The organism is Polaribacter sp. Q13, assembly GCF_016858305.2.
GTDB lineage: Bacteria > Bacteroidota > Bacteroidia > Flavobacteriales > Flavobacteriaceae > Polaribacter.
Map to the genome: position 1 here is coordinate 2,489,443 of NZ_CP074436.1, position 24,980 is coordinate 2,514,422.

General features: G+C 30.9%; 14 protein-coding genes and 1 tRNA gene. 12 read left to right on the forward strand and 3 right to left on the reverse strand.

From position 1 onward, the window contains the following. The first annotated feature begins 119 nt into the window (after positions 1 to 119). The 4 genes from JOP69_RS10375 to thrC all read left to right on the forward strand — a co-directional run bounded on the left by JOP69_RS10375 (position 120) and on the right by thrC (position 6,872). Positions 120 to 1,685: a hypothetical protein gene (locus JOP69_RS10375; protein WP_203394233.1), complete on the forward strand. Its 1,566-nt coding sequence runs from the start codon at positions 120 to 122 to the stop codon at positions 1,683 to 1,685. A gap of 312 nt (positions 1,686 to 1,997) precedes the next feature. After that, positions 1,998 to 4,436: a bifunctional aspartate kinase/homoserine dehydrogenase I gene (thrA, locus tag JOP69_RS10380; protein ID WP_203394232.1), complete on the forward strand. Its 2,439-nt coding sequence runs from the start codon at positions 1,998 to 2,000 to the stop codon at positions 4,434 to 4,436. Between the two features lie 149 nt (positions 4,437 to 4,585). Then, the gene (locus tag JOP69_RS10385; protein WP_203394231.1) at positions 4,586 to 5,515 is read left to right on the forward strand and encodes a homoserine kinase; all 930 of its coding nucleotides are present in this window, start codon (positions 4,586 to 4,588) and stop codon (positions 5,513 to 5,515) included. A 70-nt stretch (positions 5,516 to 5,585) separates the two neighbouring features. Continuing rightward, positions 5,586 to 6,872, forward strand: coding sequence for a threonine synthase (gene thrC, locus JOP69_RS10390; protein WP_203394230.1), 1,287 nt, complete (start codon positions 5,586 to 5,588; stop codon positions 6,870 to 6,872). A gap of 60 nt (positions 6,873 to 6,932) precedes the next feature. Here thrC and JOP69_RS10395 read toward each other — a convergent pair. Then, positions 6,933 to 7,004 (reverse strand) — tRNA-Gln (locus JOP69_RS10395). Between the two features lie 169 nt (positions 7,005 to 7,173). Between JOP69_RS10395 and JOP69_RS10400 the strand changes: the two genes are divergently transcribed. From JOP69_RS10400 to JOP69_RS10410, 3 genes are all read left to right on the forward strand, one after another. After that, entirely contained in the window at positions 7,174 to 10,251 is a 3,078-nt protein-coding gene (locus tag JOP69_RS10400; protein WP_203394229.1) for a DUF2723 domain-containing protein, read from the forward strand. 10 nt (positions 10,252 to 10,261) lie between these two features. After that, a complete protein-coding gene (locus JOP69_RS10405) occupies positions 10,262 to 10,903 on the forward strand; it encodes a polysaccharide deacetylase family protein (RefSeq protein ID WP_203394228.1) in 642 nt (213 codons plus the stop codon). Between the two features lie 328 nt (positions 10,904 to 11,231). Then, positions 11,232 to 12,206: an IS110 family transposase gene (locus JOP69_RS10410; protein WP_215602583.1), complete on the forward strand. Its 975-nt coding sequence runs from the start codon at positions 11,232 to 11,234 to the stop codon at positions 12,204 to 12,206. A 433-nt stretch (positions 12,207 to 12,639) separates the two neighbouring features. On the opposite strand, the gene JOP69_RS10415 is transcribed toward JOP69_RS10410, so the two are convergent. Continuing rightward, positions 12,640 to 12,933, reverse strand: coding sequence for a co-chaperone YbbN (locus tag JOP69_RS10415; protein ID WP_203392535.1), 294 nt, complete (start codon positions 12,931 to 12,933; stop codon positions 12,640 to 12,642). A 71-nt stretch (positions 12,934 to 13,004) separates the two neighbouring features. Continuing rightward, positions 13,005 to 14,243, reverse strand: a complete 1,239-nt coding sequence (locus tag JOP69_RS10420) for a metallophosphoesterase (protein WP_203392536.1) — start codon at positions 14,241 to 14,243, stop codon at positions 13,005 to 13,007. Between the two features lie 147 nt (positions 14,244 to 14,390). Here JOP69_RS10420 and polA point away from each other — a divergent pair, with 147 nt between their 5' ends. The 5 genes from polA (at position 14,391) to JOP69_RS18685 (ending at position 24,502) form a co-directional block, all read left to right on the forward strand. After that, a complete protein-coding gene (polA, locus tag JOP69_RS10425; RefSeq protein ID WP_203392537.1) occupies positions 14,391 to 17,243 on the forward strand; it encodes a DNA polymerase I in 2,853 nt (950 codons plus the stop codon). 38 nt (positions 17,244 to 17,281) lie between these two features. Then, positions 17,282 to 17,671, forward strand: coding sequence for a hypothetical protein (locus JOP69_RS10430; RefSeq protein WP_203392538.1), 390 nt, complete (start codon positions 17,282 to 17,284; stop codon positions 17,669 to 17,671). A gap of 445 nt (positions 17,672 to 18,116) precedes the next feature. Then, positions 18,117 to 20,306 (forward strand): ATP-binding protein, encoded by a 2,190-nt coding sequence (locus JOP69_RS10435; RefSeq protein WP_203392539.1) that lies wholly within the window; start codon positions 18,117 to 18,119, stop codon positions 20,304 to 20,306. A gap of 93 nt (positions 20,307 to 20,399) precedes the next feature. Continuing rightward, positions 20,400 to 20,777: a response regulator gene (locus tag JOP69_RS10440; protein WP_203392540.1), complete on the forward strand. Its 378-nt coding sequence runs from the start codon at positions 20,400 to 20,402 to the stop codon at positions 20,775 to 20,777. Next, positions 20,774 to 24,502, forward strand: coding sequence for a sigma 54-interacting transcriptional regulator (locus JOP69_RS18685; RefSeq protein WP_252191105.1), 3,729 nt, complete (start codon positions 20,774 to 20,776; stop codon positions 24,500 to 24,502). The genes JOP69_RS10440 and JOP69_RS18685 overlap by 4 nt, the downstream gene beginning before the upstream one ends. Positions 24,503 to 24,980 lie beyond the last annotated feature (478 nt).

A 24,980-nucleotide genomic window follows, 5' to 3' on the forward strand; every position in this document is an offset into this window, starting at 1 on the left:
GATTATTTTATTTAAACTCAAATGTATATATAGAACTTAAAATAAATAGTTATTTTTACCAATCCGTACGATTTCTAATAACATCTACAAAAACCTAAATACTTAACCATCAATTAACTATGAGTAAAAGTGTTACATCAGCCAATCATCAAAATGATGCTCTTTTTGTTTTAATTAAGTCTTTAACTAAATCAGAAAAAAGACAATTTAATTTATATGTTGGTAGATTAGGTGGTAACATAGATGCTAAATTTTTCTCCTTATTTAAGTTCTTAGAAAAACTAAAAATTTATGATGAAAAGGTAATTATTGGAAGCGGAATTGTTTCTAAACAACAACTCTCTAATTTAAAAGCACATTTATACAAGCAAATTTTAATTAGTTTACGTTTAAATCCGGCACATAAAAATTTAAGAATTCAGATTAGAGAGCAATTAGATTTTGCAACCGTTTTATACCAAAAAGGATTATACAAGCAAAGTTTAAAACTCTTAGAAAAAGCCAAAAACATGGCGCTAGATAGTGAGGAAAAAAACATTGCTTACGAAATTGTAGAATTAGAAAAAGTAATAGAAACGCAATACATAACCAGAAGCCTTAGTAATAGAGCAGATCAACTATCTATACAAGCAAAAGAATTAAGCCAACACAATGTAATTGCAAGTAAACTCTCTAATTTATCTTTGCAATTGTATAGTCATTTAGTTCAAAATGGATATGTAAAGAATGAAGAAGAATTAAAGTTTGTAGATAAATATTTTAGCGATCGAATGCCAAAGTATGACTATAAAAAATTAGGATTTCGTGAAAAATTATGGCTATACAAAGCACATTTATGGCATAGTTTTTTAGTTCAAGATTTTTTATTAAGCTATAAATATGCACGTAAATGTGTAGATTTATTTAACAGCCCAAAACTAATAAGCTTTCATCCTGTTTTCTATTTAAAATCTAAAAACTACTTATTAGAAGCTTCTTTTTTAGTAAAAAAGGTATCTACTTTTAAAAAAGAGTTAACTCTTTTCGAGTCTGAAATAGAAGAAAATAAAATACCAATGAATACCAATACAGAATTGTTAGTATTCTTGTATTTGTATGCAAACAAACTGCACTTACACTTTTTAGAGGGGTCATTTGATAAAGGTGAATACTTAGTAGAAATTATCAATACAAAAATTGAAGAATATAAAAACAGACTCGACAATCATTTTATAGTTTTACTATACTATAAGATTGCATGTTTGTATTTTGGAATGGGTAAAAACAAACTATGTATTATTTATTTACAGAAAATTATAAAATCTAAAAACATTGGTTCTGCAGAAGATTTGCAGTGTTTTGCTCGTATTTTAAACTTAATTGCACATTATGAATGTGGATTAGATTACGATTTAGAAAGACAGTTTGTAGATACCTACAAATTTTTATTAAAAATGGAAAACCTACAAGAAGTTCAAAAGGTTTTTCTAACTTCTATTAGAGATTTAAGTGATGTTTTTCCGCATGAAATTAAAAATGAATTCAAAAAAATTCATGCCAAACTAAAAACGTTTGAAAATCATCCGTATGAAAAAAGAGCTTTCTTATACTTAGACATCTTATCTTGGTTAGAAAGTAAAATTCAAAATAAACCGATTGCTTTAATTATTAAAGAAAAATCAAAACAAAGCACTAAACAGTATTAAAACAATATTTGAAATAACTAATTTTTAACAAAAAATCATAAATTAGTTAAAATCATAAAAAAATCGCTATAGAAAGCTATAAAATTAAATAATACTCCTATTTTTGCTATGTGAATTTACCTAATACACATACTAACTCTTTTAAAACTACAAATGTAGTTTATACTTCTATGCGCACAATTACACGCACAATTACAACAATTACCCTTTAGGGGTTCTACTATATTCATATCACTCAAGGTTAACTATTGTTTCGCATAACAACGAAATAGACTCAATAAAACATTTATTTACACAAACTATTCATTAAAAATGAAAGTATTAAAATTTGGCGGTTCATCTGTCGCAAGTTCAGAAAAAATACAAAAAGTCTTAGCTATTGTTGAGGCAGCATCTAAAAAAGAAAAAATTGCAGTTGTTGTTTCTGCATTCGGTAAAACTACCGATAAATTATTAGCCGGTGCTAATGAAGCTTTAGAAGACATAACGGCTGCTAAAGAAACTTTAGGGTCCATCAAAAAAAATCATTTTGAAGTAGTTGATGATTTACTTGGTAAAAATAAAAAAGAAGTTCACGAAGAAGTTACTTATTTATTTGACCGACTACAGTCTATTTACGAAGGTATTTTCTTATTACAAGAATTATCTGATAAAACATTAGCTAAAGTATACAGTTTTGGAGAAAGACTATCTTCTTATATTATTGCAAATGCAGCAAAAGAATTGTTTGATGCTGACCATAAAGAAAGTAGAGATTTAATCATTACTAATAATGAGTATTTAGACGCTCAGGTAAATTTTAAAACTACTAATGAAAATATTACTTCATTTTTTAAAGAAAACAAACACCAAGTTATTGTTTTAGGTGGCTTTATATCTTCTAATGTTTTTGAAGAAACAACTACGCTAGGTAGAGGTGGATCTGATTTTACGGCAGCTATTTATGCAGCTGCTTTAGATGCCAATGAATTACAAATCTGGACAGACGTTAGTGGTATGTTTACAGCAAACCCCAGAGTTGTAGAACAGGCATATCCTATTGCAGAAATTTCTTATGAAGAAGCAATGGAATTGTCTCATTTTGGAGCAAAAGTTTTGTATCCACCTACAATTCAACCTGCTTTAAGAAAAGAAATTGCTATTCGTATTAAAAACACATTTGAGCCAGAAAGCGCAGGAACATTAATTTGCAAGCATCCTAAGAACGGGAATGAAGTGAAAGGAATTTCTCATATAGAAGACATTAGCTTAATTACTTTAGAAGGTGGTGGAATGGTTGGAATCCCTGGTTTTTCTAAACGTTTATTTGAAACACTTTCTGTGGCTAAAATAAATGTTGTGTTTATTACGCAAGCTTCATCAGAACATTCAATTTGTGTAGGTGTTTTTGAAAATGATGCAGCAAAAGCGAAAGAACTTTTAGACGAAACTTTTAACATAGAAATTGGTAAGAAAAAAATAAAACCAATTAATATAGAAAGCAACTTAGCAATTATTGCTGTCGTTGGCGAGAGCATGAAAAATTACCAAGGTTTAAGCGGACAAATGTTTAGCGCCTTAGGTAGAAACAATGTAAACGTAAGAGCAATTGCGCAAGGTTCATCAGAAAAAAATATTTCTGCAGTTATTAATAAACACGATGCAAAAAAGGCTTTAAATACTTTACACGAACAGTTTTTTGAAGAAAAAACAAAACAATTAAACCTTTTTGTAACAGGTGTTGGTAATGTTGGCGAACGCTTTTTAGCGCAATTACATCAACAGAAAAAATTCTTAAAAGAAAACTTAAAATTAAGTATTAACGTTATTGGTATTGCCAACTCTAGAAAAATGTTTTTTGATGAGAATGGCATCGATCTAGAAAACTGGAAAGAAAACTTAGAAAACGGAGAACCAACAACTTTAGATAGTTTTCATAAAAAAGTAAAAGAAAGCAATCTTATTAACAGTGTTTTTGTAGACAATACCGCAAACCAACAAGTATCTGAAGTTTATGAGAAATATTTAAGAGAAAGTATTTCAGTTGTAACTTGTAATAAAATTGCATGTGCTTCTAACTTTGATAATTACAAAACGTTAAAACAAGTTTCTAGAAAATACAATGCTTCTTTCTTGTTTGAAACAAATGTGGGTGCAGGTTTACCAATTATTGATACTTTAAAGAATTTAATAAACTCTGGAGATAGAGTTCATAAAATTCAAGCTGTTTTATCTGGAAGTTTAAATTTTGTATTCAATAATTTTAATGCAGATTCAACTTTTCACAATGTTGTTGCAGCTGCTCAAAAAGAAGGTTATACAGAACCAGATCCAAAAATTGATTTAAGCGGTGTTGATGTTGCTCGTAAAATTTTAATTTTAGCCAGAGAAAGTGGTTATAAAATGGAATTAGAAGACATTGCAAAAAATGCCTTTTTACCAGAAGAAAGCTTAAACACTACTAATAATGATGATTTTTACGCATCATTAACTAAAAACGAAGCACATTTTCAAAATATATTTAAAGAAGCTAATGACAAAGATTGTCGTTTAAAATATGTTGCAGAATTTGTAGACGGTAAAGCAAATGTTGGTTTACAACACATTCCGTCTGACCATCCTTTTTATAATTTAGAAGGTAGTGACAATATTGTATTGTTCTTTACAGACAGATATCCAGAAAACCCTTTAATCATAAAAGGTGCTGGTGCTGGTGCAGATGTTACTGCTTCTGGTATTTTTGCTGATGTAATTAGAATAGCTAATAAATAAGTATTCAGTGGGCAGTAGGCAGTCCACAGTTAGCAGTATAAAACTAGCTGAAATTTGTTCTTAAAAATAAAAAAGTCAAGTATTCAGTGGGCACTTTTCAGTTATTTACTGACTGCCAACTGAATACTGTAGACTGCAAACTAATAAAAATGGATTATTTAAAAATATTTGCTCCTGCTACTGTTGCCAATGTTTCTTGCGGATTCGACTCTCTTGGTTTTGCCGTGGATGCAATTGGAGATGAAATGACCTTTACAAAAACAACAGAAAAAGGTGTTAAAATAACCAATATTACAGGCGCAAACTTAACATATGATGTTGATGAAAATGCTGCTAGTGCCGTAGTTAAAAAAATACTGATTGAAGCAAATGCAGATTTCGGAATTGAATTAACCATTCACAAAGGGTTTTCTCCTGGAAGTGGATTAGGTAGTTCTGCTGCGAGTGCTGCGGGTGCTGCTTTTGGTGCAAATCAGTTATTAGGGAATATCTATTCTGATTTAGAATTAACCAAATTTGCCATGTTTGGTGAAGAAGTTGCTTGCGGAACTCCAATTGCCGACAATGTTTCTGCAGCCATTTACGGTGGATTTGTTCTTGTAAGAAGCTATCATCCTTTAGAAATTATAAAATTACCGGTTCCGAGTGAATTGAGAGTTGTAGCAATTCATCCGCAGGTAGAAGTTAAAACAAAAGACGCTAGAGCCGTTTTACCTACAGAAATTGCATTGAAAGATGCGGTTACTCAATGGGCAAATGTTGGTGGTTTAATTAGCGGTTTATATTCTGATAATTACAAACTAATTAGCAATTCATTAGTAGATATTATTGTTGAACCTCATCGTAAAAAATTAATTCCGTTTTTTGACAACGTTAAAAACGCAGCAATTAAAACAGGTGCTTTAGGAGCGGGAATTAGTGGTTCTGGACCTACAATTTTTGCACTTTGTAAAGGTGATGAAATTGCAAAAGAGGTTTACAAAAGCATCGAAGAAAGTTATAAAAATACAGGTATTGACTTTGAAATGTTTATTTCTAAAGTGAATCATGAAGGAATGAAAATATTAAATAGTTATTAGTTTTAAGTGTTTAGTTATTAGTTTCCATTATAACTCAAAACTCAAAACTCAAAATCAAAAACTTTAAAAAATGAACTATTACAGTTTACACCATAAATCGCCAAAATCAACATTTAAAAACGCCGTTGTAGAAGGCCTTGCAAAAGACAGAGGAATTTATTTTCCAGATAACATTCAGCAACTTTCAAAAGACTTTATTGAAAACATTTCTGATTATACAAATTACGAAATCGCATACGAAGTAATTAAACAGTTTGTAGGTGATGAAATTCCTACTGAAAAATTAAAAGAGATTGTTGCAAATACCGTTTCTTTCGATTTCCCTTTGGTAGAAGTTGATGATAATATTGCTGCTTTAGAATTGTTTCATGGTCCAACCATGGCATTTAAAGATGTTGGAGCCAAATTCATGGCACAATGTTTAGAATACTTCAACAAAGACAATGATGATGAAGTTACTGTTTTAGTCGCTACTTCTGGAGATACTGGTGGTGCTGTTGCTAACGGATTTTTAGGCGCAAAAGGCGTAAATGTGGTTATTTTATATCCTTCAGGAAAAGTGAGTGATATTCAAGAAAAACAATTAACAACTTTAGGCCAGAATATTACGGCTCTTGAAGTAGACGGTGTTTTTGATGATTGCCAAGAAATGGTAAAAACTGCTTTTTTAGATGAAGAAATCACGAAAACATTAACCTCTGCAAACTCTATAAACGTTGCGCGTTGGTTACCACAAATGTTTTACTTTTTCTTCGCTTATAAAGAATTACATAAAAAACATAAAGACCTCATATTTTCCGTTCCTAGTGGAAACTTTGGTAATATTTGCGCAGGAATCATGGCTCAAAAATTAGGTTTACCTATTAAACACTTTGTAGCTTCTACAAATGTAAATGATACGGTTCCTAACTTTTTAAAAGATGGAGTTTACAAACCAAAACCATCTAAAGCAACTATTTCTAACGCGATGGACGTTGGTAATCCAAGTAACTTTATCAGAATTCAAGAATTATTCAATAATGACTTAGAAGCTCTTAAAAGTGCTTTTTCTTCGTATAGTTTTTCTGATGATGAAACGCGTGCTACTATGAAAGAAATTTACGCAAATTCTGGTTACGTTGCAGATCCTCATGGAGCTGTTGGTTACTTAGGTTTAAAAAAACACGGATTAAAAGAAAATGAATTTGGTGTATTTTTAGAAACTGCACATCCTGTTAAATTTTTAGACGTTGTGGAAGAAACTCTACCTGTTAAAGTAGCAATCCCAGAACAAATTAAGAAAGTAATCAATAATACAAAAGTGGCTTATAAAGCTTCTACGTATCAAGATTTAAAAGATTTCTTAATGAAGAAATAAAATTAAAAATCTTATAATAAGCAAAAAGTCCTAACAATTTAAATTGTTAGGACTTTTTTGTTGGCCTACAAGGACTCGAACCTTGAATGTCGGTACCAAAAACCGGTGTGTTACCAATTACACCATAGGCCAATACGCTAATGCGGGTGCAAATTTAAACCTTTATTTAGAACCTGCAAACTTTTTTTAATTTTTTTTACATTTAACAAACATTTAAGATGAATTTACCACTTATAAAAGCTCTTCTCAACTATTTTTATTCATATTTATTAGTAAATTCGCCACAACTTATTAAAACACTATGACATCAGCAAATTTTAAAAAATGGAACATCATCTTAGGATGGGCTACATTTGTAATTGCTTTAATTACATATACACTTACTTTAGAACCAACCGTGAGTTTCTGGGATTGTGGAGAGTACATTTCCACATCCATTAAACTAGAAGTTGGCCATCCACCTGGCGCACCTTTATTCCAAATGTTGGGTGCCTTTTTTGCAATGTTTACAACCGATGTTACGCATATTGCCAAAATGGTTAACTTTATGTCTGCCCTAGCAAGTGCGTTCACCATATTATTTATGTTTTGGACCATTAGCAATTTGGCAAAGAAACTAGCGCTAAAAACGGGTGAAATTTCTGAGGGAAAATACATTGCAATTTTAGGAAGCTCTATTGTAGGTGCTTTAGCCTATACTTTTTCAGATAGTTTTTGGTTTAGTGCCGTAGAAGGTGAAGTATATGCAATGTCATCATTTTTAATGGCATTATTATTCTGGCTAGGTTTAAAATGGGAAAATGAAATACACACTGCTAGAGGTAACAAATGGTTAATTCTAATTAGTTTTGTAGTAGGATTATCTTTTGGAGTACATATCCTTTCTTTGCTGGTAATCCCAGCAATCGTAATGTTATATTTCTTTAAGACATACAAAGAAATCAACTTAAAAACAACTGCCATTGCTACCGTAATTTCTGTGGTGGCATTAATGTTTGTCTTTAAATTTTTATTTCCATTTACCTTAAAATTCTTTAGTGCTTCTGAGTTGTTTTTTATCAATTCTATAGGAATGCCTTATAATTCTGGAAGTATTATTGCTGCCTTAATTTTAGTAGGACTGTTCTATTTTGGGTTAAACTTTACCCGAAAGAAAAATAAAATACATGCAAATACCTTAATTCTTTCTGTATTATTTATAATGATTGGTTTTTCTTCTTGGATGATGCTACCAATTAGAGCAAATGCAGATACAACCATTAATGAAAACAGTCCTTCTAGTGCTCGTGAATTATTAGCTTATTATGATCGTGAACAATATGGAGATGCTAATGTGTTTTATGATACCTATTACTCTAATTCTTACGAACGAGCTCAAGATGCTAACAACCCTTATAAAGATGACAAGCCAAAGTATGAGAAAAAAAATGGCAAATACGAGATTGTAAATTATTACAAAGGCGTGGTACCAAATTGGTCTGACAAGCACAAAGGTTTTATTCCTAGAATGGTAAACCCTGCTTCAGAAAAAATGTACAAATCTATTGCCGGAATTCCGCAAAACAGTAAACGTAGACCCACATTTGCAGAAAACATAAAGTTTATGATGAGCTATCAGTTTGGCTATATGTATGGACGTTATTTTATGTGGAATTTTGTAGGAAGGCAAAACGACATTCAAGGAAACTTAGATGTTTTTAATGGAAACTGGATTAGTGGTATTACTCCGATTGATGAAGCTCGATTAGGCTCTCAAAAGAATTTACCTTCCCAAGTTTTAGAAAACAAAGGAAGAAACAAATACTACTTTTTACCATTATTATTAGGAATTATTGGTTTATTATATCAAATTAAATGGGATAAAGAAAATTTCTTCACCCTCTTTTTATTCTTTGCTTTTACAGGGTTTGCCATTATATTTTACACAAACCCCAAACCTTTTGAGCCTAGAGAAAGAGATTATGCCGTTGTAGGTAGTTTTTACATTTTTGCTATATGGATTGGTTTTGGAGTACTTGCTTTATATGAATACTTAAAGAGTTTTGCCAACAAAAGAATGGTTGCAATTGCCGTTTCTTTAATTTCACTTTTAGCCGTACCAACCTTAATGGCCTCCCAAAATTGGAATGATCATGATCGTTCTAACAGATATACAACACATTTAAATGCACAAGCTTATTTAGAAAGTTGTGACGAGAATGCCATTATGTTTACTATTGGTGATAACGACACCTTCCCGCTTTGGTATATGCAAGAAGTAGAAGGCGTTAGAACCGATATAAAACTAATAAACACATCTTTATTTGCAACAGATTGGTATATAGACCAGATGAAACGAGCTACCTATAAAGCAGGACCTATTCCGTCTCAATTAAAACACGATCAATATAAATACGGAACCCTGGATGTTGCTTATTCTATGGATCATCCTCGTTTTAAAGATTCTATAATGACTATTAAAAACTTTATGCGTTGGATTGCTTCTGATAGCGATGCTACTTATGTGGAAACAGAAAATGGTCAGAAAGAAAAATTTTATCCAACAAATAAAATTAGAATTCCTGTTAATAAAGAGGCTGTATTAAAAAATGGAATTGTAGCACAAAAGGATGCTGATAAGATTGTACCTTATATAGACATTACTATAGATGATAGAGCCTTATTTAAGAATAGAATTTTAATGTTAGATATTCTTGCCAATAACAATTGGGAAAAACCAATTTATTTTACAGGTGGCGCAAATGCTGACGAAGAGTATCTTTGGTTAAAAGACTATTTACAGCAAGATGGATTGGCCTATAAATTAGTTCCTATTAAAACTCCGATGGCTAAAAAGAGTTTGCTTGATATGGGAAGAATTGATCCAGAAAAAATGTACGCTAACATTCAGAAATGGAATTGGAGAAACATTAACGATGGTAAAATTTATTTAGATGAGCAAACCAAAAGAAGTTCTATTTCTTTACGTAATAGCTTATTGCGCCTGTCTGAAACTTTTGCAAAAGAAGGTGATACTATAAAAGCCTTAGAAGTTTTAGACTTATCTTTAGATAAAATGCCTATTAAAGACTTTGACCATTACAGTTTATCTTTAGGTTACCCAGAAGCCTATTACCGATTAAAAGATTCTAAAAAAGCTAGAGAGACCTCTAGAACATTGATAGACTTGTTCAAAGAAAAATTACTTTGGTTAAGTACTTTTTCTAAAGATGACACCGATTTAATTTTTGACGATATAGACACGTCACTTTACATGTACAGAAACATTATTAGTCAGGCAGAAAAAGGTGAAGTTGATAAGGAATATTTAGATAATTTACAAGACGAATTTATAAATATTGTAAAGCTATTTAATCATCTAATTCCGGATGAAAAATAATGCCTTTTAAATGAAAAGTTATTTCCCCAGAACGCCACGTTATATAATGAGATTTTTCTCTAAATATACGTGGCGTTTTCTTTCTGATAAAAAAGAGATTTTTCTCACTTTTGATGATGGACCAACGCCAGAAATTACCGATTTTATTTTAGCTGAATTAAAAAAATACAATGCGAAAGCTACCTTCTTTTGTATTGGAAAAAATGTACAGAATCATCCAGAAATTTTTCTTAAAATTATTACGGATGGTCATACCGTAGGAAACCACACCCAAAACCATTTAAAAGGATGGAATACGGATACGGATAGTTATATTGATAACGTTTTAGCGTGTGAGAAAACAATTCAACAATTTAACAATTCAACAATTACACAAAAACTCTTTAGACCTCCTTACGGAAAAATAAAAAAATCTCAAGCAGCAGAGTTAATCAAAAAAAGCTACAAAATTATTATGTGGAGCGTTTTATCTGCAGATTTTGACACTACAATTTCTAATGAAAAATGTTTAGAGAACGTATTAAAAAACACTAAATCAGGTAGTATTATTGTTTTTCATGACAGCGTAAAAGCTGCCGAAAGAATGAAATATGCGTTACCAAAAGTATTAAAATATTTTTCTGATAAAGGCTTTGTTTTTAAGGCAATATAAAATTACAGAATATCATTTTGCACAAAGAAACCTGAGAATTTAGAAACACCTAATGAATTAGCTTTATGGGATTTCTCCTAAAGTCCTTTAGATTAGCAAAGTATAATTATTGAGTTTAATTCTTATATTTTAGTCCAATATAGAACTCATGTTTTATAATAAAAAAGAATGGAGTGAACTTTCCTTAAGTCTAGATTTATCAGATCTATATTTCGTATTAGTCTCCATTCTTTTATTTCCGATTACAAAGGACCAAATAGAATTTCAGTTTCGACCTTTTAAAGGTTTTAGTCAACGTAATCATTTTTTACTAACACAAAACAAAATTATGAAAATTAAACAAACTATTGGTATCGACATTAGTAAATTAACCTTTGATGTTCGGATTCACAGTAATCAGTGTTATCAAGCATTTGAGAATAACTTAAAAGGTTTTAAAGCACTTATAAAATGGGTAGAAAAAAACAACTCTATTTCTAAGGAACACACAGGTATTTATTCTGAAGAAATCGCATCATTTTTTGATGTAAATAACTTTTATTTCGCATTAATTCCAGGTTTAGAAATAAAGAAATCTCTAGGAATATCAAGAGGAAAAGATGACAAAGTAGATGCTACAAAAATAGCATTATATGGGTATCGATTAAGAGATGAAATTAAACCATATAAACTTCCATCAAAAAACATTCATCAATTAAAACGCCTTTTAACATTAAGAGAAAGGCTAGTGAAACAAAACGCTGGTTATAAAGCAACACTTAAAGAACAGAAAAGAGTTTATACTAGAAAAGAGAATCAACTTCTTTTAGAAACTCAAGAGAAAATGATAAAATATTTTACAAAGCAAATTAAAAGTGTTGAAGCCGAAATGAACAAAATAATTAAGGCTAGTGAACAACTTAAAAAACAATACAAACTAATTGTGAGTATTAAAGGAATTGGTAGTCAAACAGCTTTATTTATGATTGTAACAACCAACGGATTTACAAAGTTTGCTTCTTGGAGAAAGTTTGCTTCTTATTCTGGTATTGCTCCTTTTCCGAATACTTCAGGAACAAGTATAAGAGGGAGAACCAAAGTAAGTAATCTTGCTAATAAAAAAATCAAAAGTCTTTTTGATATGTGTGCAAAATCAGCAATACAATACAATCCAGAAATGAAGCTATTTTATAATCGAAGAGTCGAACAAGGAAAGAATAAAATGAGTACAATTAACATCATTAGAAATAAATTATTATCACGAATTTTTGCAGCTATAAAAAGACAAACTCCTTATGTAAATGTTTTAAAATATGCTGCTTAAAAATTACTAAAATATATTTGGTAGAGTCATAGAATACGAAATGACAAAACTGCACGTAAATATTAAACTTTATATTTGAATCACATAGAAACATAGTGAATTTATTTTGCTTTAAAAAAAGTAAATAACACTCCAAATGTTATTTCGAAATGAGTTTTTTTAGCGGTTGAGAAATCTCATAACAGTGAAAACACAAAACTGATCTTCCTTCTGTTATTTCTCACAAAAGTTTAAAATGACAAAACTGTATGTCATCAATTTAGTATGTAATTTTATGGAAAAATAATGCCTAGCCACTTAATAAATAAAAGATAGCTTCGTGCCTCGCAATGACAAAAGGTTGGCAAACAAGTTTAGCCCTGATTGAAACGACATCCTTTTTGCTTTTTCGGCAAAAAGATATAGTGGAAAGCAGGAATTAGCTTCTAAAAAACTAAACGTATTCTTCTACCAAACTGATTAAGGTTTTTACTTCTTGAAAACCTGTTTGACGCCATTTTACTTGGCCTTTTTTATAAATCATAAAGGTAGGATTTCCTTTAACTTTTAGAGCATCTGCAAGATTTTCATTCTTAGCAATATCTATCTTAATTATTTTTGCCTTATTTCCTAAAGCTGCAACAACATCTCTTAAGTTACTTACTGCGTTGTCTGCATTATCCCTGTCTGTATAAAAGTCAATTAAAACAGGTTTTTCGGTATTTAATAATTCCCCAAATCTAGTCATAGTATAAGTTTAAAGTGAGGGAAAATATGTTATCAATAAATGATATAAAGTGCGAATATATAAAAAAACATTTAAACGACCTGATTATCAATCTTTTTCAATTCTATAACGGTAATTTCTGGCCAGACACCTACTCTACCCGGAAATGCATGATAGCCAAAACCTCTATTTACGTTTATGTATCTGCCTGCTTCCTCATACAATCCTGCCCATTGTTTATAGACAAACTGAGAAGGACTCCATTTGATCCAACCCGGAATTTCGATTCCCATTTGCAAGCCATGTGTATGCCCACTTAAGGTAAGTTGATAATTAAAAGGATCTTCTTTTACTTTGTATTCCCAATGACTTGGATCGTGACTCATTAAAATTTTAAAATCTTCTTGCTTGATATTTTTTGAAGCCTTTGCTAAATCTCCGGCTTGATTAAATCCTTTTCCCCAGTTTTCTACCCCCACTAAAGCAATTTTTTGTCCGTCTTTTTCTAAATAACGGTGCTCATCTAGCAATAAATCGAACCCAATTTTTTGGTGAATGTCTTTTACTTTCTGAAAGTTATCCATTTTGTCTTGTGGAGTAGCCCAATCCATATAATCGCCATAATCATGATTACCAAGGATGGAATACTTACCGTCTTTAGCTTCAAACTTATCAAAAACATCCATCCAATTGTCCATTTCATCCGCTTTATTGTTTACTATATCTCCGGTAAACAATAGTAAGTCTGATTTTTGCTGATTTATTAAATCGACACCATATTGTATTTTTTCTTTATTGGTAAAACTCCCGGAATGAATATCTGAGATTTGAGTAATAGTATAACCGTCGAAAGCATCTGGTAAATCTTTAAAACTTAATTGGTATTTTATTACTTTGTAATTGTATTTTCCTTGCACAATTCCGTAAATAAAAGAGGCAAAAGGTATTGCTGCTAAGCCTAAAGCAATTTGAGAAATAAATTTTCTCCGTCCTACAAGCGGTTTTGTTTCTCCAGATGAAATTGCAGAAAATAACTTTAAAACCCAACGATATGCGTCTTCTCCAAAAAGTAAAAAGATAATAACCAATTTAGGAATAGAAATAGTTAATAACAATCCCACGGCCATTTGAAACTGTGGAGTTTGCCCTACGCTTCTAGAGTATGTTAAGAAACTGATGAAAAAATTAATATAAACCGCTATACTTAACAATAGAAAAGAATAACGAACTATTTTACTTTTAGAGACTGTTTTAAACGCTTGAAACGTGTAAATTTCTACAAGCGTAATAACAATAGTTAATATGATTAAAGGAAAAATCCAACGTGGCATAGATAAATTTTAAAATATTGACAAAGATAACTGTTTAAGCATCGATTGCATTTTAACGTCTTGTTAAAGTTTTGTACCTTTCTCGAATCTCAAAAAACACTATTTTTGGGGCCAAATTATCATCATTTAAACCACAAAACCAATATAATGTCAGATCAGAAAAGAGTTTTTTTAGTGGATGCTTTTGCATTAATTTTTAGAGGATATTATGCATTTATAAAAAACCCTAGAATTAATAGTAAAGGTTTAGATACGTCTGCAATAATGGGTTTTATGAACTCGCTTTTAGATGTTATTAAACGTGAAAGACCAGATCATTTAGCGGTTTGTTTTGATAAAGGCGGTAGTATAGACAGAGTAGAAATGTTTGAAGCTTATAAAGCCAACCGAGACGAAACTCCGGAAGCTATTAAGTTAGCGGTACCTTACATACAAGAAATCTTAAAAGCCATGCACATTCCTATTATGGTAAAAGAAGGTTTTGAGGCAGATGATGTTATTGGAACCCTTTCTAAACAAGCAGAAAAAGAAGGTTACAAAACGTATATGGTAACGCCAGATAAGGATTTTGCGCAACTAGTTTCTGAAAATATTTTCATGTACAAACCCCGTTTTGGTGGTGGTTACGATATTTGGGGAGTGGATGAAGTAAAAGAAAAGTTTGGTGTAGAAAACCCAGAGCAAGTCATTGATTTTTTAGGAATGATGGGAGATTCTGCGGATAATATTCCAGGTTTACCTGGAGTTGGAGAAAAAACAGCTAAAAAGTTTTTAGCGGCTTATGGTTCTATGGAAAATCTATTAGCAAATACGCATGAGCTAAAAGGAAAAATGAAGGAGAAGATAGAAGCAAACGGAGAATTAGGGTTACTTTCTAAACAATTGGCAACAATTATGTTAGATGTTCCGGTAACTTTTGATGCGAAAGATTTTGAATTAGACCAACCAGACAAAGAAAAAGTAACGGAACTTTTTAACGAGTTAGAATTTAGAAATTTATTAACCAACTTCTTACGAACTTTCGCAGTTGAAAATGCAGAAAAAGCAAATTCTGTAGAGGATAACAAAAACACGGACTCAAGTCCGTTGCAAAGCAAAAAAGCTACTCCGGCTCCTGAAGGTCAGTTTGATTTATTTGCAGCACCGGGAAGCGGAAGCGTTTCTGAAGCAGAAGTTGCATCTGGTTTTAAATCGATAAAAGATACGAATCATTTTTATCAACATATAGACTCTCCTTTTGCTAGAAAATTATTATTGAAGAAATTAATGGAACAAACTTCGGTTTGTTTTGATACAGAAACCACGGGCTTAAAAGCCTTGGAAGTTGAATTAATAGGTATTGCTTTTTCTTACGAAGTTGGTAAAGGATATTATGTCTCTTTCCCAGAAGATCAAGAGGAAACCAAAGCAATTTTAGAAGAATTTAGACCCTTTTTCACATCCGATGAAATCGAAAAAATTGGGCATAATTTAAAGTATGATATTAAAGTTTTATCAAATTATGAAATGCCTGTAAAAGGGAAGTTGTTTGATACCATGATTGCGCATTATTTGATCAATCCAGATATGCGTCATAATATGGATATGTTGGCAGAAACGTATTTAAACTATCAACCAGTTTCTATTGTAGATTTGATTGGCAAGAAAGGAAAGAATCAGCTTTCTATGCGTGTTGTTCCTTTAGCAGATCAAACAGAATACGCGGTAGAAGATGCAGATATTACGTTTCAATTAAAACAACTTTTTACGAGTGAGTTAGAAAGTGGAAATGTAACCAACCTATTTAATGATATAGAAACTCCTTTAGTTTCGGTTTTAACCGCCATGGAAATTGAAGGAATTAATATTAATATCGATTTCTTAAAGGAATTATCTGTTGCTTTAACCGAGGACATTAACAGACTTGAAAAAAATATTTACGAGCAAGCAGGAGAGGAATTTAATATCGCTTCGCCAAAACAATTAGGAATTGTGTTGTTCGAAAAAATGGAGTTGGTTAAAAAACCTAAAAAGACTAAAACGGGTCAGTATAAAACCGGAGAAGATATTTTATCTTTCTTAGCAAAAGACCATAAAATTATTAGAGATATTCAAGAATATCGTCAGTATAAAAAATTACAAAGCACGTATGTAGACGCCTTACCAAATGAAGTGAATCCGAAAACAGGTAGAATTCATACAGAATACATGCAAGCTGTTGCTGCTACGGGAAGATTGAGTTCTAACAACCCGAATTTACAAAACATTCCTATTAGAACCGAAAGAGGTAAAGAAGTTAGAAAATCGTTTATTCCAAGAGATGAAAACCATGTGTTATTAGCTGCAGATTATAGTCAAATTGAATTAAGAATTATTGCTGCTTTAAGTGAAGAAGAAAACATGATAGAAGCTTTTAAAAACGGCGAAGATATTCATGCTTCTACGGCTGCAAAAGTGTTTAATGTTCCTTTAGATGAAGTAACTCGCGAACAACGTAGCAATGCAAAAACAGTAAACTTCGGAATTGTATATGGAGTTTCAGCATTTGGATTGAGCAATCAAACCGATTTATCTAGAAGTGAAGCAAAAGAACTAATTGATACCTATTATGAAACGTACCCAAAGTTAAAAGCCTACATGGCTGCACAAGTAGATTTTGCAAGAGAACACGGGTATGTAGAAACGGTTTTAAACAGACGTAGGTATTTAAAAGATATCAATTCTAGAAATGCAATGGTTAGATCTGGCGCAGAAAGAAATGCCGTAAATGCACCAATACAAGGTTCTGCAGCAGACATTATAAAACTTGCCATGATTAATATTCATAACCGTTTTGAAAAAGAAGGTTTTAAATCTAAAATGTTATTGCAAGTACATGATGAATTGGTTTTTGACGCACATAAAGACGAGTTAGAAATTATTAGACCTATTATAAAAGACGAAATGGAAAATGCTTTTAAAATGAGCGTTCCTTTAGATGTTGAAGTTGGAATTGGTGAAAACTGGTTACAAGCACATTAAATTACATAAACAATACCGAAACAAGTTCAGTACAAAAAATGGAATTAGATTATATAGAAAATATAGATGGACACGATCAAAATATTGTTCGTTTATACAACTTTGACAAGGCAGAAGCAGTACTTTTTAGAGAACTGATTGTAGAAACAATTATCAATAAAAAACAAAAGTTAGATTTAGCTCAAGTAGATTTTATAACACCACGAAATTGTAATTTAATTTTTGGTTTATTTAAATCTGATGAAGGAATATTATCTGAGGACAACCAAACTTTTTTCTGCGTTTTAACTTTGGATGGCTTTACAAATATGGCAAGACTTTTAGAGCCTTTTTGCAGAAAAGAATCTAAAGGTTATGAGTACTTATATGATATTGACAACCCAACAGATTTATTGTTTTGTCCCACTGCTAGTTATGATGAGGAATAACTAATTTTATAAATCTTTAACTCTAGTGAATGATTCTTTTGCCACGCAATAACCAACACCCATATAGTCAACTAGAAATAAACAAGTTAAAACCATTTTTTATATTCAGAGAGTTGTATAACTAAAAAAGAATTTTAAAAACTACCAAATATTTATCTGGAACTAAATAATTATAGATAGGACGATTAGGTTTTAGTACGATTTACATATAACATAAAATTAATTCAGTTAATAAGATCAATTAAAGATACTTATCGTAAATTATTAATTGAAATTATTAGAGATATCACAGAACGTAAAAAAACCGAAATAGAATTAGTTAAACTTAGAACCGAGGAGGTTAATTCTAAAAATGCTAAACTACGACGAATGAATAAAATATTTATTGGAAGAGAGTTAAGAATGAAAGAACTAAAAAAAGTGATTAAAGAATTGAAGTTAAAAAATGATAACTAAACTTAATAAAAAGAACCTTTTAACTTTGTTAAATACGAAACGTAGTGCTTTTTATTCTTTTTTTAAAAAACCTATTGTATTGGGTTTTGCAACCTTTATAGTACTACTTGTCGTTTCGCAATATATAGCATATCAAAAGTATTTATTAAATGAAAATGAGCAAAAAAAAGAAGTAAATAATAGAGTAGATTTAATTAAAGAAAAACTACATGCCTTAGTAATGTATAGCTACTCTGCAACAAAAACACTAGAATATATTGTTGAAAGAAATGGAGTGCCAACCGATTTTGATAACATAGCTATAGAGTTATTAGATAGAAACAAATATTTTAACGTTGTAGAACTTGTAGATAGTAATGGTGTTATTACACATGTTTATCCGTTAAAGGATAATGAAGTAATTGGTTATAATATTTTAACTAGTATGGAAGGTAGTAGTGGTGCACTAGCTACTATAAAAAATAAAGATTTTTTTATTGCAGGTCCAGTTCGTTTAAAACAAGGTGGTGTCGCTATGGTAAGCAGGCAGCCTATTTTTATAGAAAACAAATTCTCAGGGTTTTCTGCAGTAGTTACCACCTTGTCTACTTTTTTTAATGATTTAAATATAGATACCGCTAATGATAATAGTTATACCTATCAATTATCAAAAGTAAATAATGTTACGGGTATAGAAGATTATTTTTTAGAGCAAGATGTTACGTTGTTTAAAGAATATGCTGTACCCATAGAAATGTCATCTGGTGAATGGAAACTATATGTAATACCAACAACAAAAACATTTAATACAGCAATAGGCTTTGCTATATTTGGTTTGATTATTACCCTTTTAGGCGGTTGGAGCGTTTGGTTCTATACAGGTCAATCTGTACGTCTAAACGAACTAATTAAAGAGAAGTTATTAGAGCAAGAAGCACAATTAAAATTAGTTCATGAAACCTCTAGAGCACAAATAGAAGAAAGTGAGTTGTTGTATCGTAGTCTTACTTCTAACGCGCCAGTAGGTATTTTTAATACAGATAAGCTTGGTGCTTTTACGTATGTAAATGAAGAATGGACAAAGTATTCTGGAATAAATCTTGACGAAGCTTCTGGTTTTGGTTGGCTAAAGGCAATTTATCACGAAGATAGAGATAGAGTAACTAAAGAATGGCAAGAAACCATTATAAAAGATATCGAGTTTAAATCAGCGCTTAGATTTCAAGATAAAAATGGTAAAATTACTTGGCTTCAAGCAAAAGCTGTTAAACTTGTAGATACAAATAATAACATGTATGGTTATATAGGTATTGCATCAGACATTACAGAAATAATTAATTACGAAAAAGAATTATTGGTTTATAAAAATGATCTAGAAAAACAAGTGGACCTAAGAACAAAAGAGCTTCATGATAGTAAAGAAGCCTTGCTAAACCTTCTAGAGGATATGAATTTTCAATCTGTTCAACTCGAAAAAGAAAAAGTAAAAGCGGAGTCGGCAGATTTAATGAAGTCTGCCTTTTTAGCGACCATGTCGCATGAATTAAGAACACCAATGAATTCGATAATTGGTTTTACAGGAATATTATTAAAAGAATATGCAGGACCACTAAACCAAGAGCAGAAAAAGCAGTTGTCTATGGTTAAAAACAGCAGTCAACACCTATTAGGCTTAATTAATGATGTCTTAGATATCTCTAAAATAGAAGCTGGAAAATTAAAAGTATCCTATTATCCTTTTAATTATTTAAATACCTTAGAAAAAACAATAAACTTCTTGTTACCACAGGCATCTAAAAAAGGACTTACCATAAATTCGGAAATATCTGAAATAGATATCATTATAAACAGTGATGAACGAAGAGTAGAACAGGTATTACTTAATTTATTATCTAACGCTATAAAGTTTTCATATAATGGTATAATACAAGTTAAGGTAGATGCGGTAGATAATTTAATTATTACTCAAGTAATTGATCAAGGTATAGGTATGAATAAAAAAGATCTTAATAAATTATTTATGCCATTTATACAACTAGAGGGAGGTTTAAGTAGAAGTCATGAAGGCACAGGGCTAGGTTTGGCAATTTGCAAAAGTTTAGTCGAGAAATTAGGCGGAACAATAAAAGTACAAAGTGAAAAAGATAAAGGAAGTAACTTTACATTTACATTACCTTTAAAGAATGATGAAAATAAATAACCTATTAAAAATCTAAATATTTTATAATTTATTTAATTTTAGTATATTTATAAATGAACCATTTGATAATAAGGTGGCTATGTAAATTATTCTATGAAACAAACTATTTTAATTATTGAAGATAACGAGCAGAACATGTATATGTTATCTTTTTTGCTTACTCAAAATAATTATACTATAATTAAAGCATATAATGGATTAGATGGCCTAAAGTTTGCACACGAAAATAATCCTGAAGTTATTTTAATAGATATTCAACTTCCAGATATGGATGGTTATGAAATATGTACTAAACTAAGATATAACGGCCTTCCTGTAAATACAACCATCATAGCGGTTACATCTTATGCAATGGGTGGCGATAGAGAAAAAGCAATGGAGGCAGGAGCAGATGGCTATTTAGAAAAACCCATAGATCCGGAAACCTTTGTAAGTCAAATGGAAAGCATTATTAAGGCAAAAGAAAAATGAATAAAAAAACTATTTTAATAGTAGATGATACTTTTGAAAACCTTTACCTGCTAAAAGTGATCCTTAAAGAAGAAGGTTATAACGTACTTGAAGCAACTAATGGTAGTGAAGGATTAGAAAAACTGCACCAAAATAGTAATGTAGATCTTATTATTTCAGATATTTTAATGCCTATTATGGATGGGTACTTGTTTTGTAAGGCATGCCAAAAAGAAAAGTTGTTTGCAAATATTCCGTTTGTTTTTTATACCTCAACCTACACAGAACGTTCGGATGAAGAATTGGGCTTAAAATTAGGGGCTGCGCAATTTTTAAGAAAACCAATTGACCACGACGAATTACTTTTAACCATAAACCATATTTTTAATAATAAAGAAGAGCAAGAAGCGCGAGTAAAAAAGGGGCAAATTTCTGAAAATGAGGTTTTAAAACTCTATAGTGAGCGACTCATTAATAAGTTAGAGCAAAAAAGTTTAGATCTCGGTAATGAAGTTCTAGAAAGAGAAAAGGCACAGAAATTATTAATACATAAAAATGAAATTTTAGATTTAATTTCGGTAAACACACCTTTAAACGAAATATTTGATCAATTACTTTTAAATTTTCAATCAATATACCCAGATTATATTGGCTCTATTAGTTTGTTAGATGAAGATGGTATACATCTTAATCTAGAGTCTGCACCTTCCCTACCGATCTCTTATAGTTTAGCTATAAAAAGGCTTTTAATTGGTAAACGTACTGGTTCTTGTGGTACTGCTGCATTTACTAAAAAACCAGTTATTGTTGCAGACATAAGTACAGATAAGTTATGGGTAGATTATAAAGACCTTGCATCAAAACACCATTTAAAGTCTTGTTGGTCTATTCCAATATTTTCAAAAGACAAAAAAGTGTTAGGTACTTTTGCTATTTATAGTAAGTATATAAAGACTCCGTCTTTAGAAGATATTCACGAACTTAATTTTGCGGTAAATTTAGTATACATAGCCATTGAAAAATCTTTAATTGTAGCAGAAATAAAAAAGAAAGATGAGTCTTATATCGCATTAATAGATCAAGCTAGTGATGCTATTATATCCTATTCTTTAGATGGAGAAATACACCTCTTCAATAAAGCAACTTATATAAATTTAGGATATACCAAAAGTGAGTTTTTAAAATTAAAAATTCAAGATTTAATTGCTGGAGATTTCATACATAAAGAAAAGAATAACAATAAGTTACTCTTAGGTGAGGCTGTAATTTTTGCTAGGAAATTTAAACGAAAAGACAGATCTCTATTAGAGGTAGAAGTATCTGCAAAACTTCAAAAAGATGGTAAAATACTTGCCATTGCACGTGATGTAACAAAACGTAAGGAAGCAGAAAGAAAACTTAAAGAAAGTGAATACTATTTAAGGCAATCTCAAACAGTTGCCAATATTGGCTCGTATGTATTGGATTTAAACACTGGTACCTGGGAAGGTTCTGCAGTATTAAATAATATTTTTGGTATCCCAGAGACCTATGTAAAAACAATAGAAAGTTGGGGCCATCTTATTCATCCGGATGAGAAAGACGAGATGTTAAATTATTTTAAAAAAGGCATTGGAAGTAATGTAAGATTTAATAAAGAATATAGGCTGTTGAAGCCGAATACAAAAGAAGAAATATGGGTACATGGTATAGGAGAGTGGATTTTTGATAAGGATGGAAATGCCATAAAGTTAATTGGTACCATGCAAGATATTACCGAACGTAGAAAAGCAGAAACAGACTTAAAACTAGCTAAAGAGTTTAATGACAAGCTAGTTATGTCTATGCAAGAAGGCTTGCTAATTCTTGACATGTCTGGTAACATTATTAAAGTAAACGATTCTTTGTGTAAGCTTCTTGGCTACTCAAAAAAAGAACTTATTGGATTAGAGCTTCCATACCCGTTTGCCAAAGCGGAAGACTTTGTTAAAATACAGGAAATAAAAGCAAAAGTAGCAAAAGATAAAGCACCTTCTTTTCAGTTAGAATTTGTGAAAAAAAATGGCACTCCATTTTTGGCCTCTTTTTTATCAGGTACTATTAAAAATGATAATGGGGATGTGATAGCTATTTTTGCAACCATTAAAGATATCTCTGAAGAAGAAAAAGCAAAGAAAGTTTTAGAAGATAATGCCCAAAAATCATTAGAAAGAAAAAATGTTATTATCGAACTAGCTAGCCTAGTAGGTACAGACTATAAAGAAGCATTAAATAAAATTACTGCACTATCTGCAAAAACATTAAATGTAGAAAGAGGAAGTATTTTTAAATTTAATAAAGAAAAAACAGAAATAATCTGCGAAAAATTATACACTCGAAAAAGTGATGATTTTGAAAGCGGACAAGTACTTAGCGGAATAGGGAACGAAAGATTTTTTGATACCTTAATAAAAAATACAATAGTTGCCGCTTCCCATGCCTTAACACATGAGCTTTCAGTAGGATTTATTACAGATTACCTCATTCCATTAAATATAAAATCTAAATTAAGTATTCCTATTCAAGGTATCGATGAAGTGTACGGAATTTTATGTTTCGAAGAAGTAGGTAATACACATCTATGGACTACAGATGAAGAAGAATTTGCAACTTCTATTGCTAATTTGGTCTCTTTAATGATTCAAAGTGCAGAAAGAAAATTGGCAGAAAAAGCATCTATTTTAGCGAACAATCAACTTACAATAGCCAATAAGGAGCTACATCGTTTACGCAACCAATTAGAACAAGAAAATGTATACCTAAGAAATGAGTTAGATCTAGTATTTAATTATGAAGAAATGGTTTATGGTAGTACTGAGTTTAGTACTGTTTTAACAGAAGTAGAAAAGGTAGCACCAACAAATGCCACTGTCTTGCTTTTAGGAGAATCTGGAACAGGAAAGGAATTGCTAGCCAGAGCTGTTCATAACACGAGTTTACGTAACAATAAACCGTTAATTAAAGTAAATTGTTCTGCAATTCCAAGAGAGCTGATTGAAAGTGAATTGTTCGGACATAAAAAAGGGTCTTTTACAGGTGCAATTAGTGATAAAATAGGAAAATTTGAATTGGCAGATAAAGGAACTTTGTTTTTAGATGAAATAGGAGAGCTACCATTAGATATGCAACCTAAAATATTAAGATTTTTACAAGAGGGAGAAATTGAAGTTGTTGGTGGCACCACAGGATTAAAAAAATTAGATGTTAGAGTTATTGCTGCTACCAATCGAAATCTAAAAGACGCTATTGAAAAAAAGGAGTTTAGAGAAGATTTATATTTCCGTCTAAATGTGTTTCCAATAGAAGTACCTCCTTTAAGAGGTAGAAAAGATGACATTCCTTTACTGGTAGAGCATTTTGTAGATAAATTTAATAAAGCTTACGGAAAAAGTATTAAATATATTACAGATGATGCAATGAGTCAGTTAAAAGCATATAAATGGCCCGGAAATATTAGAGAGTTAGAAAATCTAATTGAGCGAGCTTCTATTTTATCAAACACAGATACACTAGTTATCCCAGGTTTTGAGTCTTCTACACAAAAAGCAAAACCAATCAATAATAAAGATTTAAGTTTAGATGCTGTACAACGTAATCACATCATACAAGTGCTAGAACAATGTAAATGGAAAATTAGTGGACCTCATGGAGCTGCAGTTGTATTAAATTTAAAAGCAAGTACCTTGCGTGATAGAATGACCAAACTAAACATAAAAAAAATAAAATAAATTAACGGAATACCGTGAGTACATGTATTTCGTCTAAAATTTACACGGTATAGCAATTTTACCTTTATCCGTTAAAAAACAAATAACACCCACAAACAACTGAAAATCATTATTTTGTGTTTTTTTTTTTGTTTTTAAATGATTTTTGGCATTTAAATTGAAATCTGTTTTTAAAACATAATAATAACAATGGAAAACTATTGGTTTTAATACTTCCTTTAATTTTCTAGCTAATAAATCAAAAAATGAAGTAAGGAAGTGCTTTGATACACTTTCTTTGTTAATTCTTATTATTTAATCCCCCATTTTTATTCCTTCAAAATTTTATGCAAACATCAATTCCCCCAGATGCAGTTTTTAAAAACCTTTTAAGCTGCAGTGCGCTATTATACTAACTACAACACAGTATATAACTAGCTTAACTAATTTATGGTAAAACCTTTTTTACTATAAATTAACTATGGCAATCTGCCATACA